Annotated in this window: 20 protein-coding genes and 1 pseudogene; 12 read left to right on the forward strand and 9 right to left on the reverse strand. The window is 44.9% G+C overall.

Annotated elements, in window-relative coordinates; all coding sequences use genetic code 11:
- The 4 genes and pseudogenes from R8O70_RS24235 to R8O70_RS24250 all read right to left on the reverse strand — a co-directional run.
- A pseudogene (locus R8O70_RS24235) lies at positions 1 to 326 on the reverse strand (flagellin); the annotation flags it as partial.
- A gap of 263 nt (positions 327 to 589) precedes the next feature.
- On the reverse strand, positions 590 to 1729 hold the full coding sequence (locus R8O70_RS24240; RefSeq protein WP_005380443.1) for a flagellin: 1140 nt from the start codon (positions 1727 to 1729) through the stop codon (positions 590 to 592).
- Positions 1730 to 1872: 143 nt separating this feature from the next.
- Positions 1873 to 2775 (reverse strand): Dyp-type peroxidase, encoded by a 903-nt coding sequence (locus R8O70_RS24245; protein ID WP_033907102.1) that lies wholly within the window; start codon positions 2773 to 2775, stop codon positions 1873 to 1875.
- A 46-nt stretch (positions 2776 to 2821) separates the two neighbouring features.
- Complete coding sequence (locus R8O70_RS24250) at positions 2822 to 3307, reverse strand: DUF2919 domain-containing protein (RefSeq protein ID WP_025768263.1); 486 nt, start codon at positions 3305 to 3307, stop codon at positions 2822 to 2824.
- Positions 3308 to 3451: 144 nt separating this feature from the next.
- Between R8O70_RS24250 and R8O70_RS24255 the strand changes: the two genes are divergently transcribed.
- Both R8O70_RS24255 and R8O70_RS24260 read left to right on the forward strand, forming a co-directional pair.
- Positions 3452 to 3805, forward strand: a complete 354-nt coding sequence (locus R8O70_RS24255; RefSeq protein WP_005380437.1) for a DUF2956 domain-containing protein — start codon at positions 3452 to 3454, stop codon at positions 3803 to 3805.
- 3 nt (positions 3806 to 3808) lie between these two features.
- The gene (locus R8O70_RS24260; protein ID WP_318184397.1) at positions 3809 to 4126 is read left to right on the forward strand and encodes a DUF4156 domain-containing protein; all 318 of its coding nucleotides are present in this window, start codon (positions 3809 to 3811) and stop codon (positions 4124 to 4126) included.
- A 49-nt stretch (positions 4127 to 4175) separates the two neighbouring features.
- Here the strand turns inward: R8O70_RS24260 and R8O70_RS24265 are convergent, their stop codons facing one another.
- Complete coding sequence (locus R8O70_RS24265; RefSeq protein WP_005380433.1) at positions 4176 to 4463, reverse strand: winged helix-turn-helix domain-containing protein; 288 nt, start codon at positions 4461 to 4463, stop codon at positions 4176 to 4178.
- Positions 4464 to 4754: 291 nt separating this feature from the next.
- Here R8O70_RS24265 and R8O70_RS24270 point away from each other — a divergent pair, with 291 nt between their 5' ends.
- The 4 genes from R8O70_RS24270 to R8O70_RS24285 are packed head-to-tail and all read left to right on the forward strand — an operon-like array spanning position 4755 to position 7173.
- On the forward strand, positions 4755 to 5105 hold the full coding sequence (locus tag R8O70_RS24270; protein ID WP_005380431.1) for an ArsC family reductase: 351 nt from the start codon (positions 4755 to 4757) through the stop codon (positions 5103 to 5105).
- An 18-nt stretch (positions 5106 to 5123) separates the two neighbouring features.
- Positions 5124 to 6260, forward strand: a complete 1137-nt coding sequence (gene dapE / locus R8O70_RS24275) for a succinyl-diaminopimelate desuccinylase (RefSeq protein ID WP_005380429.1) — start codon at positions 5124 to 5126, stop codon at positions 6258 to 6260.
- Positions 6261 to 6274: 14 nt separating this feature from the next.
- On the forward strand, positions 6275 to 6973 hold the full coding sequence (locus tag R8O70_RS24280) for a M15 family metallopeptidase (RefSeq protein ID WP_239939073.1): 699 nt from the start codon (positions 6275 to 6277) through the stop codon (positions 6971 to 6973).
- The gene (locus R8O70_RS24285; RefSeq protein ID WP_005380425.1) at positions 6970 to 7173 is read left to right on the forward strand and encodes a DUF2897 family protein; all 204 of its coding nucleotides are present in this window, start codon (positions 6970 to 6972) and stop codon (positions 7171 to 7173) included. Before R8O70_RS24280 ends, R8O70_RS24285 begins: the two co-directional genes overlap by 4 nt.
- A 106-nt stretch (positions 7174 to 7279) precedes the next feature.
- Here the strand turns inward: R8O70_RS24285 and bamC are convergent, their stop codons facing one another.
- Together bamC and dapA are read right to left on the reverse strand one after the other, a co-directional pair.
- Positions 7280 to 8299, reverse strand: a complete 1020-nt coding sequence (gene bamC, locus R8O70_RS24290; protein ID WP_005380424.1) for an outer membrane protein assembly factor BamC — start codon at positions 8297 to 8299, stop codon at positions 7280 to 7282.
- An 80-nt stretch (positions 8300 to 8379) separates the two neighbouring features.
- A complete protein-coding gene (gene dapA, locus R8O70_RS24295) occupies positions 8380 to 9258 on the reverse strand; it encodes a 4-hydroxy-tetrahydrodipicolinate synthase (protein WP_047102853.1) in 879 nt (292 codons plus the stop codon).
- Positions 9259 to 9732: 474 nt separating this feature from the next.
- On the opposite strand from dapA, the gene R8O70_RS24300 reads away from it, so the two are divergent.
- Positions 9733 to 10275 (forward strand): glycine cleavage system protein R, encoded by a 543-nt coding sequence (locus R8O70_RS24300; protein WP_005380420.1) that lies wholly within the window; start codon positions 9733 to 9735, stop codon positions 10273 to 10275.
- Between the two features lie 16 nt (positions 10276 to 10291).
- Positions 10292 to 10762, forward strand: a complete 471-nt coding sequence (gene bcp / locus R8O70_RS24305) for a thioredoxin-dependent thiol peroxidase (RefSeq protein ID WP_005380418.1) — start codon at positions 10292 to 10294, stop codon at positions 10760 to 10762.
- Positions 10763 to 10839: 77 nt separating this feature from the next.
- On the opposite strand, the gene R8O70_RS24310 is transcribed toward bcp, so the two are convergent.
- Together R8O70_RS24310 and R8O70_RS24315 are read right to left on the reverse strand one after the other, a co-directional pair.
- On the reverse strand, positions 10840 to 11913 hold the full coding sequence (locus R8O70_RS24310; RefSeq protein WP_005389843.1) for an AI-2E family transporter: 1074 nt from the start codon (positions 11911 to 11913) through the stop codon (positions 10840 to 10842).
- A gap of 1 nt (position 11914) precedes the next feature.
- Positions 11915 to 12151 (reverse strand): sulfurtransferase TusA family protein, encoded by a 237-nt coding sequence (locus tag R8O70_RS24315; protein WP_005380414.1) that lies wholly within the window; start codon positions 12149 to 12151, stop codon positions 11915 to 11917.
- Between the two features lie 257 nt (positions 12152 to 12408).
- Here R8O70_RS24315 and R8O70_RS24320 point away from each other — a divergent pair, with 257 nt between their 5' ends.
- Genes R8O70_RS24320 through R8O70_RS24335 form a run of 4 tightly spaced genes read left to right on the forward strand, consistent with a single transcriptional unit; the run spans position 12409 to position 15260 of the window.
- A complete protein-coding gene (locus R8O70_RS24320) occupies positions 12409 to 13860 on the forward strand; it encodes a tetratricopeptide repeat protein (protein WP_005394337.1) in 1452 nt (483 codons plus the stop codon).
- 16 nt (positions 13861 to 13876) lie between these two features.
- Positions 13877 to 14227 (forward strand): arsenate reductase (glutaredoxin), encoded by a 351-nt coding sequence (arsC, locus tag R8O70_RS24325; RefSeq protein ID WP_005380410.1) that lies wholly within the window; start codon positions 13877 to 13879, stop codon positions 14225 to 14227.
- Positions 14228 to 14797 carry an NAD(P)H:quinone oxidoreductase gene (gene wrbA / locus R8O70_RS24330; RefSeq protein WP_005380409.1) on the forward strand — a complete coding sequence of 190 codons (570 nt, stop codon included), beginning with the start codon at positions 14228 to 14230 and terminating at the stop codon, positions 14795 to 14797.
- Between the two features lie 22 nt (positions 14798 to 14819).
- On the forward strand, positions 14820 to 15260 hold the full coding sequence (locus R8O70_RS24335) for a DUF2069 domain-containing protein (RefSeq protein ID WP_005380407.1): 441 nt from the start codon (positions 14820 to 14822) through the stop codon (positions 15258 to 15260).
- Positions 15261 to 15384: the final 124 nt, after the last annotated feature.

Consider the following 15384-nt stretch of genomic DNA (forward strand, 5'->3'; position numbering starts at 1 on the left):
CGTTCTGCTTTCGAGTTTGAACCGTTTGCTGATTGTAGAGACAAATCACGCATACGTTGAAGAATGTTAGTGGTCTCATTCATTGCACCTTCAGCAGTTTGTGCAATCGAGATACCGTCGTTCGCGTTGCGAACCGCTACATCCAAACCACGGCTTTGTACGTTCAAACGGTTCGAGATTTGTAGACCCGCAGCGTCATCTTTCGCGCTGTTGATTTTAAAACCTGAAGACAAACGCTCCATAGAAGTTTGTTGAGCTGAGTTTGCGTTGTTTAGGTAACGCTGAGCGGTCATCGCTGATACGTTAGTATTTACATTCACTGCCATGGTGATTTCTCCAATTGATTTTCCGGTGTAGCGGTTTCCGACGTCTCGGAAAACCAAGTAGTTCTCTCAAAGTTACTTTTATTAACGGCGCATGCCCTGTTTTCTTTAGAGAAAATTTTGGATTTTTTTGAAAATAATTCGTTTGGAGGGGTAATCGTGACAAAGCGGATAAAAAAGCAAAAAAACTTTCATTTTTCGCTAAAGCTTCTTTTCGAATTGTCGATACAGGCAGGTTTTACGTTAAATTCGGGCAAAGCCGTTCATCAGCCAAGTAAAGTTAAAGCTAGGTTGGGCGCTTGTTTTGCTTGTGCAAGAATAGAAGTACTGACCTGCTGCAAAATCTGCTGCTTCACCATTTGCGTGGTTTCTTTCGCGTAGTCAGTGTCTTGGATACGACTGTTGGAAGCAGCTAAGTTTTCGTGGATGTTATCGAGATTATTGATCGCGTGATTAAAGCGGTTTTGATACGCGCCTAACTCCGCACGACTGCCATCTACCGTTTTCAAAGCATCATCTAAAATGCCGACCGCCATCTGAGCGCCACCGACCGTGCTAATATCAATACTATCTACCGTTCTATTTACGGTGACATACTTGCCAAGTTCTAACTCATCAGCCAGGCCACCACTGAAGGTTGGTCCAGGGTATTTTATGGCGTCCTTGTGGGACATGAGTAACTGCAGTTGCCCCTCCTCATTAACAGACGCTTTCACTTTATCGGTTTGCCCATTAATGTAAGTCGCGAGTTCTTCTATATCGTCGCCAGCTTTAGCTTCAATACGGATCTCCTGCTCTTCAAAATTGTTATCACGGTAGCTGATAACAATTTCATTATTTCCGTTTTGAACCGTCCAATCTGAACTGACTCTTTGATATGAGCTCATTGAAAAGCTACCTAAAGATTCCGGCTGCATGGTCCGCAGGCCAATTTGTACCGCTTCACCAGCCGTTGCTCCGATTTGAAAAGACGATGTACCGAATGTGCCATTCAGCAATTTACGTCCGCCAAAGGAGGTCGTTTCTGCAATACGACTTAACTCATCATTTAAAGCAGAAACTTCTTCTTGCAGTGCAGTGCGCTCCGCTTTGCTGTTTGAACCATTGGCTGACTGTAGCGACAAATCACGCATACGTTGCATGATATTGGTCACCTCATTCATCGCGCCTTCCGCAGTTTGCATGATGGAAATGCCGTCATTCGCGTTACGTACCGCGACATCCAAACCACGCATTTGTGATTGCAAGCGGTTGGAGATTTGCAGACCCGCAGCGTCATCCTTTGCGCTATTAATACGCTTCCCTGAAGACAAACGCTCCATGGATTGGTTCAGCATATCCGTTGCACTGGTCAAATGACGCTGTGCGACAAGTGCTGCTACATTGGTATTAACGGTGATCGCCACGAATAAAGAGTCCTAAAATTAAGGCTTTGAGTACTTATCGACCAAGTAACAGAAAAGTTTAGTGTTTTTTGAAAAGAGATTGGAATAGAAATAGAAAACAAAAGCCCTCCAATTGGAGGGCTTAAGAAATAAAGTCTGAGAACTTACTTGATGGCTAGCTCTGCGAGCATTTCTTGTGAAGGAGCGAAGAAGTACGCACCAGTTACCGCTTTTGTGAAACGAAGCATTTGGTCTGTTTTACCATCGGTCACGCCGTACATACTTTCTAGCATCACTTTAATGTTATGAAGTGTATTGCAGTAAGAAATAAACAGCAGGCCATGAGGCCCTGTTACCGTCCCGTATGGCAAGCTATGACGGACAATCTTGAGACCTTTTCCTTCTTCTTTAATATCAACGCGACCAACGTGTGATGCAGCAGGAACGTCTTCTAGCTCTATAGAGTCTGGTTTGGTACGACCAATCACTTTTTCTTGCGCTTTGACATTCAAGCGATTCCAAGCGGCAAGGTTATGTTCGAAGCGTTGAGCCATGACATAACTGCCTCCAGCAAATGGGCCCTCTTTTACTAGAGCCACATCAGCGCGAGCCTCCCCTTTCGGGTTTTCTGTCCCATCAATAAAGTCTGTCATATCACGAGCATCAAGGTAACGGTACCCATATGTTTCGTCCACAATGGTGACATCTTGTGCCGTCTCTTCTAGGAACTTACGCAACACGTAAAAATGCAAGTCGTGACGAGTCGAGTGACAGTGAATCAGTACATCTACGTCTGTTGCTGGAGCAACGATGTCACCTTCGCCAAGTTGAGTAAAATCAATAAGCTCTTCTGGCGCGTCTACATTAAGGTGTTCCCAAAACGATTTTGTGAATGCGATAGAAAGCGTCAGCGCTGCACCCGGCTGGGTAATGTTTAACTCTTCCACCAACTTTGGCAGTGCTTTCAGTTTTTCTAATACGTTTTCACGGTTTTGGTTCACTTTGAGTTGAGTGTACAGTGCAAATGGCCCGGCTTCTGGCACGATCGCCGTTTGAGCTTGTGACATTGAGGTTTCCTCTATTACTTTGCCCCAGAGTGGGAAGTTATTGTTTTTAATTCTTTGAATGCTGCTGTTCATCGTGCGCCAATTGTGGCACATGAAAACAGTCTTTTACCCATCTTCCATTTAGAAGATAGATCATAAACCAAGCTAATAAGGTAATGGTAAGGGCGTTTGCCCAATTAAACACTCCATGTTCTAGGTACACATGATACATGGTCTGAGCAAGTTGAATACCGCACAAGATCAAAGTGATCTCGCGACCATAGCGAGTAATTCTGTTTACCCATCCTCTGTCGGGATGACGAAGCCCCATTAACCACATAAGAAGCAAACTTGGAATGCCCATCGCCAAACCTAAATACAACGTACTTGAATCTGGGTAAACAATAGCGAGTAGCTTACTGCCACTATCACGACTTACACCAGCCATGGCAAACACCACCCATGAACGCACAAGAAACATCCATCCCACCCATAAAATGATCGGCGCCTTTAAAAATCCATGAGCGTCATATTGGTCAAACGAATAGCGCACAACATCTTCTTCTTTATGTGATAAAAACGTCACTTTAACCTATCGTTTCAGAGTTGCAAGCCAACAAAGATGAGAACTGAAGTTCATTTCAGCACCTTACACAGGTAAACTAAACAAAGATTTATAGCGACGTTGATGAGAAACATGAAAAAAAGAACTCCTGCCACCCCTGTGCCTTCTCAAGAAACTCAAGCCGAAGCGATGAGAATTGCCAAATCCACGCAGAAACCGGGGCAAACCAAAGAGCAAACCAAGCTTATCGCTCAAGGTATCGAAAAAGGCATCGCGCAATATAAGAAACAACAAAAAGAGCGCAACCGCCAAGCCGATAAAGCGAAGAAAAAACAGCAACGTGAAAAACAACGTCAGCATGAAGAGATTATCGAACAAGACAATATCACCGACGATGCGCCAAACCATTCATCAAGCAAACTGCCTTGGACACTACTTGTTCTGAGCTGGATTGGCTTTGCTGCTTACATAGTATTGGGGAAATAGCTAATGAAACGCCTGTTACTTGGACTTTTTGTCGTGCTTCTAACGGGTTGCACGATGCCTTCTCACCTTACTCATGCTCAAAGTCAAGATGTTCATATTCGCATTGACGCGCAATTCGACCCTGAGCGATGCGAATACAAAGGCGAAGTCACCGGAAGTGAAGGCCATTGGTATAACTACATTTTCATGACTAATGACGCGATGATGCAAGGCGCGATGAACGATTTAAAAAACAATGCAGCGGCTATCGATGCGGACACCGTTTTTATGGTTTCCCCACAAGATTTTATCACTTCATTTAGCGTGCTGGGTTCCGCCTAACGCTGCAATGGATGAGGCCTGAATATGAAAAAAGCCAGCAATTGCTGGCTTATGCACGAAATCCAAGACTGCTAGCGATATCTCTCTCCCGCTCTAGAACCCATTGGCTATCAAAAGGCCCCCAATCTGAAAGTTGATAATAGCCGTCATTATGACGTCGGCCATCTTGAACGAATATGAGTTCAATGCCGATCCCAGGTAACGCCTTGAGTACATCTTGAATAGTACGACGAGGCCACCCCGTTTTTTCGATCAACTTTGGCACATTCGGCCTTTCTAGGTTTTCCACCAACAAGGCCAAATATAGCCGCCTTGCAAAAACAGGACTCAATTCCATTGACACCTCCTAAAATTGTGCTGATTCATTATTTCGTTTTTGCTCAGCGAGGTGTTGCGTTTGATCAATAACTCGACTTTTCCATTTGATTTAGACGAATTTTTATTCGATTTATAGCGCATTCATCGTAAATAAGTTATGTGACATTAGTTATCTCAATCTATCTGAAAATATTTTCCACCGCATTTTGTCAGTTTGATTGCTTCTTGATAGGATGCTTTAACAGCCCAAATCACTTAAGTGCGTCTTAACCGCGCCAGTGAAAAATAGAACAAAGAAAAAGGAAAGACTATGTCGATTACCATGTTTGGTATTCCCAACTGCGATACGATCAAAAAAGCCAAGAAATGGTTAGAAGCCGAGGATATTGCTTACGACTTCCATGACTACCGTAAGCAAGGCATTGATGCAGAAATGGTAAGTGAATTTTGTCGCGCTTTAGGTTGGGAACAGGTGCTCAATAAACGTGGCACAACCTACCGCCAATTAGCTCAAGAGCAGAAAGACACACTTAACGAGGAAAACGCCATCGCTCTTTTGGTAGAAAACCCTGCGATGATTAAACGCCCAATTTTAAAAGTGAATGATCAACTTCATATCGGTTTTAAAGCTGATCAATACGCTAGCATTTTCAACTCTTAAATAAAGGAATACTCAAGGATGACAGACAGTCCAGTATTGGCACTTGCTAAAGATCTGATCAGTAGACAGTCCGTAACGCCGGAAGACGCAGGTTGTCAGGATTTGATGATCGAGCGCTTAAAAGCACTCGGGTTTGAAATTGAAGTGATGGTATTTGAAGACACCACGAACTTCTGGGCTCGACGTGGTTCAGAAGCGCCGCTATTTGCGTTTGCTGGCCACACCGATGTGGTACCAGCTGGCAAATTGGAACACTGGAATACACATCCGTTTGAACCGACCATTATTGATGGTTACTTGCATGGCCGCGGCGCAGCTGACATGAAAGGGTCGCTAGCTGCTATGGTCGTTGCTGTCGAACGCTTCATTGAAGAAAACCCAGACCACAAAGGCTCAATTGGCTTTTTGATTACGTCAGATGAAGAAGGACCATTTATCAATGGTACCGTTCGCGTTGTAGAAACGTTGATGGAACGTGGTGAGAACATCGATATGTGTATTGTTGGTGAACCATCCAGCACCGACGTGGTTGGCGATGTAGTGAAAAATGGACGCCGTGGATCCATCACTGGTGATTTAACGGTAAAAGGAACACAAGGTCACGTGGCCTACCCTCACCTAGCCAGCAATCCAGTGCACGAGTCTCTACTCGCGATTCATGAACTCGCGACGACAGAATGGGACAAAGGGAATGATTACTTCCCACCGACTAGTTTCCAGATCCCGAATGTATCGGCTGGCACTGGTGCGTCTAACGTTATTCCTGGCGAGTTCCATGTTCAGTTCAACCTACGTTTTAGTACTGAGCTTAACAATGACGCAATTGTTCAGCGTGTTACCGAAACATTGGACAAGCATGAGCTGGACTACGACCTAAAATGGACATTCAACGGTGACCCATTCCTGACCGATACGGGCGCACTGCTAGACGCGGTTGTAGCTGCTGTGGCCGAAGTCAATGATACGAAGCCAGCGCTACTTACAACTGGCGGTACTTCTGATGGTCGTTTTATTGCTCGAATGGGAGGTCAAGTCGTAGAGTTAGGTCCTGTTAACGCTACGATTCATAAAGTGAACGAGTGTGTGAAAGTCGACGATCTTGAAAAGTTGACGGACATGTACGAAAACACGTTGAAACACCTATTGGCGAAGTAATCAGCGAGAACACAATGACACCAGAGCAACTCACCGGAATCACTGATTCTCATCTTCAATCCACACTAGTGGGGCAAAAAGCGTTTCTACTCCACCCTGAAGTGGCTGACGATCTGCTAAAGATGATTGAAGCGGCAACAGAAGCAGGTTTCAAAATGGAAATCGCCAGTGGTTTTCGTGACTTTAATCGCCAAAAAGCCATCTGGAACGGGAAGTTTTCTGGTGAGTTGCCAATTCTCGACATCAACTCCCGCCCTTTGAATAAAGCAGAGTTAAATGACAAAGAGAAATTGATGGCCATTTTGCGCTGGTCGGCATTGCCCGGAGGAAGTCGTCATCATTGGGGTTGTGATTTTGATGTCTATGCGCGCAATTTATTGCCTGCTGACACAAAACTCAAGTTGGAACCTTGGGAGTATCTCGAAGGCCACCAGCAGGCGTTCTACCAATGGTTAAAAGCCAACCTTGGTCGGTTCGGTTTCTTCTTTCCTTATCAGCACGATTTAGGTGGCGTTTCGATTGAGCCTTGGCACATTAGTCACCGCGCTGTCGGGCAGCAATGCCTCGAGCAGTTGACGCTTGATGTACTCAGAAGCCAGTTGATTAAACAAAATCAGACCGACAACATTGCAGGGATTGACGTCATACTGAATAATTTGGATAACGTCGTTGCCAAATTTATTCACAATATCACGCCGCCGGAGGCTCTATGATAGAAATACTAACCAATCCTTGGGTCATTATTATTGTAGTGTTGAGCGTGGTCATTGGTAATATTGCCGCACTCAAATATACCGCAAAAATGAAGTTTGGTCAGATGGATAAAAGCCGTAAGAACGATTTAGATAAGCTGAACACATTGGATAAACAGCGCTACGCTGAAGAAGATAAAAACAAAAACGAGCCTCGTTAGTTACTCACCAGCTTCATCTCGACACATTTAATCTAAACATCAAAAAAGGGACCACTAGGTCCCTTTTCTATCATTAAGTAAACACGCCGCGTTAAGCTCGCTTTGTTTACTGCTTCACTGTTGCAGCCAATACAGGCGCTAGTGATTTCAAAAACTCTTCTTCTACTGGCTTGCCAGAGGAGTCGGTGATATTGATAGACGTACGGTTGCCTAAATCACCAAGTAAGAATGTGTACTTACCAGCGGCTAACTCCACTGGTTTAACGCCGATATCGTTCCAGAATTCATCATCCGGAGATGCATATTTCGCAGTGATTGTGCCCTGAGACTGGCTACGCTCTTCAATCTTAAAGCCCATCTTAGGTAGAATATTAGGCAGACGTTGCCAAAGCATGTTGTATTGCGCACGCGCGATAATCACAGGAAGTCCGCTGCGGTCTTTACCCATTGTGATTGGGATCTGTTTAACCAACTCTTGCGCTTTACGCTGTGCTTCTTCACGCACTTCTTGATCGTAGCGAGCGGTGACCAAGTTCGTCATGAACACATTGTAGCGCTCACGGTTGGTCGCCGTTACTTCTTTCACTTGATTGCCTTCACGCCAGTCAATAAGGCTCACCTTAAAGCCGTGTCGACCATTTGCTTCAGCGCGTACGATTTCATATCGGCTGCCAATTTCTAGCTCTTCATCTGGCGAATCCCAAGTCACCCATCCTGTCTCGATGCGAGAGTCTGTTTGGCTTTCAACTGGAATCTCGTTAGCCGCGACCATGTTTTGCACCGTTTGCCAAACTTTATCTAGTTCATCTTTACGAAGTAGCCAAAGTGTCACTTCACCATCACTGCTGCGGTCCAAACGTGCACCGGGAATAAGCTCTAGGACTTGTTGAGGTGGACGAATGTCGACATCTTTACCGACACCACCAGCGTAGTTACCCTGAGGGATCTCGTAGTTAGGGTAAAACTGAGGCTGTGCACCCTGTGGGACATTCCACTCACCCAAATTTGGGGAGTTCAAATACTCGAAGTCATCTTTTGCTTGACGACGTTGATTGGCACCACCTGAACAGGCAGTCAATACGAATACAGCTAATGAACTTAACACTAACTGGCTTGAAAGCTTCATCTATACTCCTAAAACACCGAGGGCGCTTTGGCCCCCAGTATGAACTTCAATCCTAGTAACTCAATCTTAATAGCTCAATCTTAATAAATATGGGCGTCTGTTAGCGACTGCTCGACGATCGGCTGCGATTTTTCAGAAAGCGTAGTTAAAGGAAGACGCAAACCACCTTCTTCAATCAAACCAAGCTTTTGCGCTGCCCATTTTACTGGGATAGGGCTTGCTTCGATGAAAAGGTTTTTGTGTAGAGTCATCAAGCGTTGGTTAATCGCTTCTGCTTCTTCGTACTTACCTTCACTTGCCAAATGGAACATGTCTGCCATGTCTTTAGCTGCAATATTGTTCGTTACCGAGATAACACCATTGCCGCCAAGTTTCACAAAATCCAGCCCTGTCGCATCATCGCCACTTAGTAAGATAAAATCTTCGCCACAAAGTTCACGATGAATTGCAATTCGTTCCAAATCGCCCGTTGCATCTTTTAGAGCTACGATATTATCAAGCTTTGACAAGCGTGCCACTGTTTCTGGCTGCATATCAACAGCAGTACGGCCTGGTACGTTGTACAAAATTAGAGGCACATCACTCGCTTCGGCAATTGCCTTGTAATGTAGAAACAAACCCTCTTGAGTTGGTTTGTTGTAATACGGTGTCACACTCAGGAAGCCAGCAATACCAGAATCAGCCAGTAATTTGCTAAATGTTACTGCCTCATGGGTTGCATTTGCACCCGTGCCAGCAATCACAGGGATGCGACCGTCGGCAAACTCAACAGTTTTATTAACGACCTTTACATGCTCTTCAATGGTCAGTGTCGCTGACTCACCTGTTGTGCCTACTGCCACAATACCGTCTGTACCCGCTTCAACGTGGTACTCTACTAGCTTTTGCAGACCGTCAAAGTCTACTTCGCCATCTGCTTTGAATGGCGTAATCAGCGCTACGATACTTCCTGAAAACATGTTTATCTCCCTCATTTAACTCTTTCTGCATGGTACTGTAATGCGATTGAAAAACACAAGAGCGTAAACTCGCTTACAAAGTACAAATGAATGAATAATTACCAGTTGTTAGAGGTCTAGCAACTTAATTGCTCTATTTGGTTTGATTAACGGCAATATTGATAATCGTGTTGGGCTTTCGAGTGACTTTAGAATCTATCAGTGATTTGGAAAATACTGAAGAGCACAAGCAAGGAAAATATACTCTTTGGTCTTGTTAGCCAAGTCAGATCTAAGTGAATAAAACGGCCAGACAATAGGCAAGCACATCATGCAAACGTTTTGTTTATCCTACAGCCTGCATTTACTGTTTATTTCCCACCACTCCCCTCAACATCCTCCTGCTTTTTATAGACTAAAAAGAACTGGCTCGATATTTCTTCGCAATATCTGTGCTAACATCTCTCTATTGAAGAAAGGACAAGAAGCTCATTTATGAAGCAACATCTGGTACTTACAGCAGTTGGAACGGACCGTCCAGGCATTTGTAACCAAGTCGTACAGCTCGTTACTCAAGCTGGTTGTAACATAGTCGATAGCCGTATCGCTATCTTTGGCAGCGAATTTACGCTGATCATGCTCCTGACTGGGAACGCCAGCAGCGTGACTCGAGTTGAAACGCAATTGCCCCTGCTTGGCCAAGAACATGACCTTATTACGATCATGAAACGCACAGCGGCGCACGAACTGCTCGATAACAGCTACACCATGGAAGTGTTTATTGAGTCTGAAGACCGCCCTGGGTTAACTGAAAAATTTACTAAGTTCTTCGCTGATCAGCAGATTGGTTTAGACTCTCTTAGCGCGCAAACCATCAGCAAGTCGAAAATTCAACTCGATTCTGACCAGTTTCACATTGCGATTACTGCATCTGTAAGCGCGGATTTTAATTTGATGCAGTTACAAGAAGACTTCGATGAACTTTGTAAGTCGCTCAACGTACAAGGTTCTCTGAATTTCATTAAAAACACACTATAAAGTAAAGGAAATCAAAATGAATACGCTGACAGCAGGCTCGCCAGCGCCAGCCTTCTCTTTGCTCGACCAAGACGGAAATACCGTTTCTCTTGAAGACTTTAAAGGCAAGAAAGTACTTTTCTACTTTTACCCTAAGGCGATGACGCCGGGTTGTACTACACAAGCAAAAGGCCTTCGTGACATCAAAGCTGAACTCGATGCACATAACGTGGTGGTACTCGGCGTAAGCATCGACCCTGTAAAGCGCCTAGGCAAGTTCATCGAGCGCGATGATTTAAACTTCACTCTGCTTTCTGATGAAGACCATGCCGTTGCTGACCAGTTCGGCGTTTGGGGCGAAAAGAAATTCATGGGCAAAGTATACGACGGTCTTCACCGCATTAGCTTTCTGATCAATGAAGAAGGCGTGATCGAACATGTGTTCAACAAGTTCAAAACCAAAGATCACCACGAAGTCGTATTAAACTACTTAAACGAAAACGCTTAAACGCTATTGTTTTTCTACAAACAAAAAGCCCAGCAAACTGCTGGGCTTTCTTTTAACCATCGTACCTTTGGTAACAACTACTCTTGTTCGACAGGTTCGTTTTCTTCCGTGCTTGGTAATGCATGCCATACGGCTTTGACTAATGTCGCTAAAGGAATGGCGAAGAACACCCCCCAAAAACCCCACAGCCCACCAAAGACTAATACAGCCACAATGATAGCAACTGGGTGTAAGTTTACTGCCTCGGAAAACAGAACAGGAACCAACACATTACCATCCAGCGCCTGGATAATACCGTAAGCAAGCAACAACCAATAAAACGGAGGCGTTAAACCCCATTGGAACAAACCAACGATAGCAACAGGTACAGTAACAGCCGCCGCACCGATATAAGGAATCAAAACCGACAGACCAACGGCTACGGCAAGCAACGCCGAGTAACGAAGATCTAAAAGGGCAAAAGTCACGTAGCTCACACCGCCCACGATTAAAATCTCTAACACTTTACCGCGAATGTAATTTGATATCTGCTCGTTCATTTCATGCCAAACTTTATTCGCCAATTTACGGTTTTTCGGCAGAATACCGCTTGCGATTCGCAGCATTTCTTCTTTGTCTTTAAGCAAAAAGAAGATAAGGAGTGGCACTAAGATCAAATATACCGCTAGCGTTGCAATGCTAACTAATGAAGCAAGCGACCCTTTGACGACACTTTCACCCAGCCCCAGTGCTTGGTTTTTGGCGTTCGTCACCACGGTTTCTACTATTTCTAAATTGGCTAGTTCAGGATGGCGCTCTGGCAATGTGACAATAAACTTTTGTAGCCCGTTGTACATGTTCGGAATATCGTTAATTAGATTACCGACCTGAGTCCAAATCGTCGGAACCAAGCCAAACAACGCAATTAACATTAACCCGACAAAGACCAAGATCACGATAATAACCGACAAAGTGCGCGGCACGCCCATACGACACATTTTGACAACTGGCCATTCAAGTAGATAAGCCAAAACGATCGCGACAAGTAATGGCGCAATCAAGTGTCCAAAGAAGTAAATGGTGATAAAGCCAAACAGCAAGATCGCGACGAGACTTACTGCGTGAGGGTCAGAGAAACGTCGTTTATACCAACGACTAACCATTTCAAACATCTTATGCGGATTCCTTATTGAAGACAGTCAATGTGTAGTGCTCTGATGTAGATTGGCAATCAACCGAGTACCCTTGGGCACTAAGATAGTTCACAATGTCTCGTTTAGAGCTGTTGTCCACCACTTGAATGACAAGTTGATGATACTGCTTTGCTTCTCCTTGAAAGACCTCAGCAGCATGACGCTTTGCAAGTAACAGTGCCATAGGACAACGTTGCTCACGCAAATCAAGTAACATGGATTCCATTGTATTGCTCTGCACTTATGATAGGGTTGTATTGTAACGGCTTTTTGAGCTGGTGCTAGCACTTCTGACATGATTTAACCACATGCTGAAATAGCTCGGATGTAAAATAATTTACGAAACCAATTCATTTATTTCCGGTCTTACTGTTAGCTTATATCCTCACGGATAACCAAAACGTATGTGGCGCTGTTAATAGGCTCTCGACCTGTAACCACATGCTTATGTATTTTGGAGAACCTTTTAAACGTATGTTAAAACGCACTCGCTCGCTAGTTTGCTTATGTCTTGCTGCTGCCATCAGTTCGCCGACAACTTATGCCAATAGCATTGACTTGCCAGACATTGGCACAGCTGCTGGTGGCACGCTTTCAATAGACCAAGAGTTGATTTATGGCGACGCCTATATGCGTATGCTCAGAGCCAGTAAACCTATCGTTAATGACCCTGTCATCAATGAATATATTGACTCTCTTGGGCACAAATTAGTGGCCAATGCGAATGATGTAAAAACGCCGTTCCACTTCTTTATGATTCGCGACCGTAATATCAACGCATTCGCGTTTTTTGGTGGCTATGTAGCGCTGCATTCTGGGTTGTTTCTTCATGCTCGTTCAGAAAGTGAGCTGGCCTCTGTTGTCGCTCACGAGATAGCGCACGTCACACAACGTCACCTTGCTCGGAGTATGGAAGAACAAGCGCGTCGCTCTCCGGCCACATTAGCCGCACTTGCGGGGGCACTACTACTTTCAATTGCCTCACCCGAAGCGGGGATGGCTGCAATTACAGCAGCAACCGCGGGCAACATGCAAAGTCAAATCAACTACACTCGTGCAAACGAAAAAGAAGCGGATCGCTTTGGTATTTCGACATTAGCAAAAGCCGGCTTTGATGTTCAAGCAATGCCAAGGTTTTTTGGCCGTCTTGCTGATGAGTATCGTTATGCGAGTAAACCGCCACCAATGCTCCTGACTCACCCTTTGCCTGAAGATCGAATTACCGATAGCCGTGCGCGAGCAAGAACCTATCCTCCAATGCGTGTTGTGCCTTCAATAGACTATCATCTAGCTCGCGCGCGCATTGTGGCTCGTTACGCTGGCATTGATGGACAAGCCGCCCTGAGCTGGTTTGAGAGAACCCAAAAGAAAGCCTCTGCGGACATTACACCTGCTTTTGATTATGGTCGAGCACTCGTGCATTTAGACAATAAACGCTTATCTCAAGCGGAACCAATTTTGAAAAAGTTACTGGAACAAGACCCAAGTAACCCGTTTTACTTGGACGCTATGACGGATTTATACATCGAGAAGAAGCAGCCAGAAAAAGCAACCGAGATGCTCCGCAAAGCGTTATCTCGTAACCCTCAAAATAAAGTATTGACCATTAACTACGCCAATGCGCTACTTGAGGACAATAAAAACGATCAAGCCACGCGAGTTCTTCAAAGATACACTCATGACTATCCTGAAGATACAAATGGCTGGCACCTAATATCGAAGAGCTACCACGCGCTGGGGCGTAGCGATGAAGAGTTGGCTGCTCGAGCAGAAATTTTGGCATTGCGAGCAAATTGGAATAAAGCGATTCAATATTATAGTGAAGCAAGTAAAATGGCCAAGTTGGGCAGCTTAGAGCAAGCGCGATACGATGCCCGTATCGACCAACTCATGATCCAAAGAGATCGATTCATGGCATTACAATAACGAAATGGAGAAAACCATGTCAGTCGTGATTTATCACAACCCTCGTTGCTCAAAGAGCCGTCAAACACTTGAACTGCTTGAGCAAAATGGTGTTACACCGGAAGTCGTCAAATACCTAGACACACCACTTAACGTGGATGAACTAAAAGCGCTGTACGCCCAGCTTGGCTTTTCATCTGTACGTGAAATGATGCGCACTAAAGAAAGTGAATATAAAGAGCTTGGCTTAGGCGAAGACTCCGTCAGCGATGAGCAATTATTCGAAGCAATGGCGAAAAATCCAAAGTTGTTTGAGCGTCCGGTTGTCGTTGCTAACGGCAAAGCAAAAATTGGTCGCCCACCAGAGCAAGTGTTGGATATTTTATAAATGGATTGCCAGATCCTTATTTTGTATTTCAGCCGTCATGGCTCGACAAAACAACTGGCAAGACAAATAGCAAGAGGAGTCGAATCGACTCCTCAATGCCAAGCAATTTTGCGTACAGTTGAAGAATTGTCACCTCACTCACACTCCCCTTCTGATCCAATTGTTACTCTAGAGGAACTAAAAACGTGCGACGGTCTAGCGTTTGGCAGTCCCGTCTGGTTTGGCAACATGGCTGCGCCTTTAAAGCACTTCTGGGATCAGACTACATCTTTATGGGTCAGTGGTGACTTAATCGATAAGCCTGCTTGTGTCTTTACCTCTTCGTCCTCGATGCATGGTGGTCAAGAAACAACGTTACAAAGCATGATGACCCCTTTATTGCATCACGGGATGATGGTTTTGGGCATTCCTTATTCCGAGCCAGAGTTACACACTACGCAGTCCGGAGGCACTCCGTATGGCGCCAGCAGTGTAGGCCATGAGGCAACCCTAAGCAGTGAAGAGATTCGCCTGGCACAACAATTAGGCAAAAGGCTGGCAACTGCAGCGTTAAAACTAAAAGTCTGTTAGTAAAATCAAGGATAGTTAATCGATGTCTGACTCTTTAGACCAAACACCACTCGGTACACAGGCTAAAACCTATCGTTACCTGGCTTTATTTGGCAACTTAGCCTTATTAGCCTGGGTCGCTATTTGGCAGCTTGCGTTATCCCCTCACCCTCACCTCAGCAGCACAACACTTGCTATTGCTTGGTGTATTCCGCTACTACTTCCGTTACCTGGTATTTTAGCTGGTAAGCCTTACACTCATGCTTGGGCTAACTTTGTTCTTATGCTGTATTTCTTGCATGCGCTGACCATCCTCTATGTGGATGGGGGTGAACGCTGGCTTGCGGCAGTGGAACTGATACTGACTTCACTCGGTTTCGCTGGCAATATTTTGTTTGCTAGAGCGAGAGGCAAAGAGCTAGGCCTTAAGTTGAAACGCCTCTCTCAAGTAGAAAAAGAAGAAAAAGCGAAATTCAATAAATAACGCCAATCGCAGTCAATCACTGATCATTGGTTCGAATACGAATTTAGAAAGTAAATGACCACCTTCTAAAGAAGGTGGCTTTGTGTGAGCCCCCTAAAAGGGGGCCTTTGTTTAGTCCAGCGCC

It is taken from the genome of Vibrio sp. 779(2023) (genome assembly GCF_033344285.1).
GTDB classification, from domain to species: Bacteria; Pseudomonadota; Gammaproteobacteria; order Enterobacterales; family Vibrionaceae; genus Vibrio; species Vibrio alginolyticus.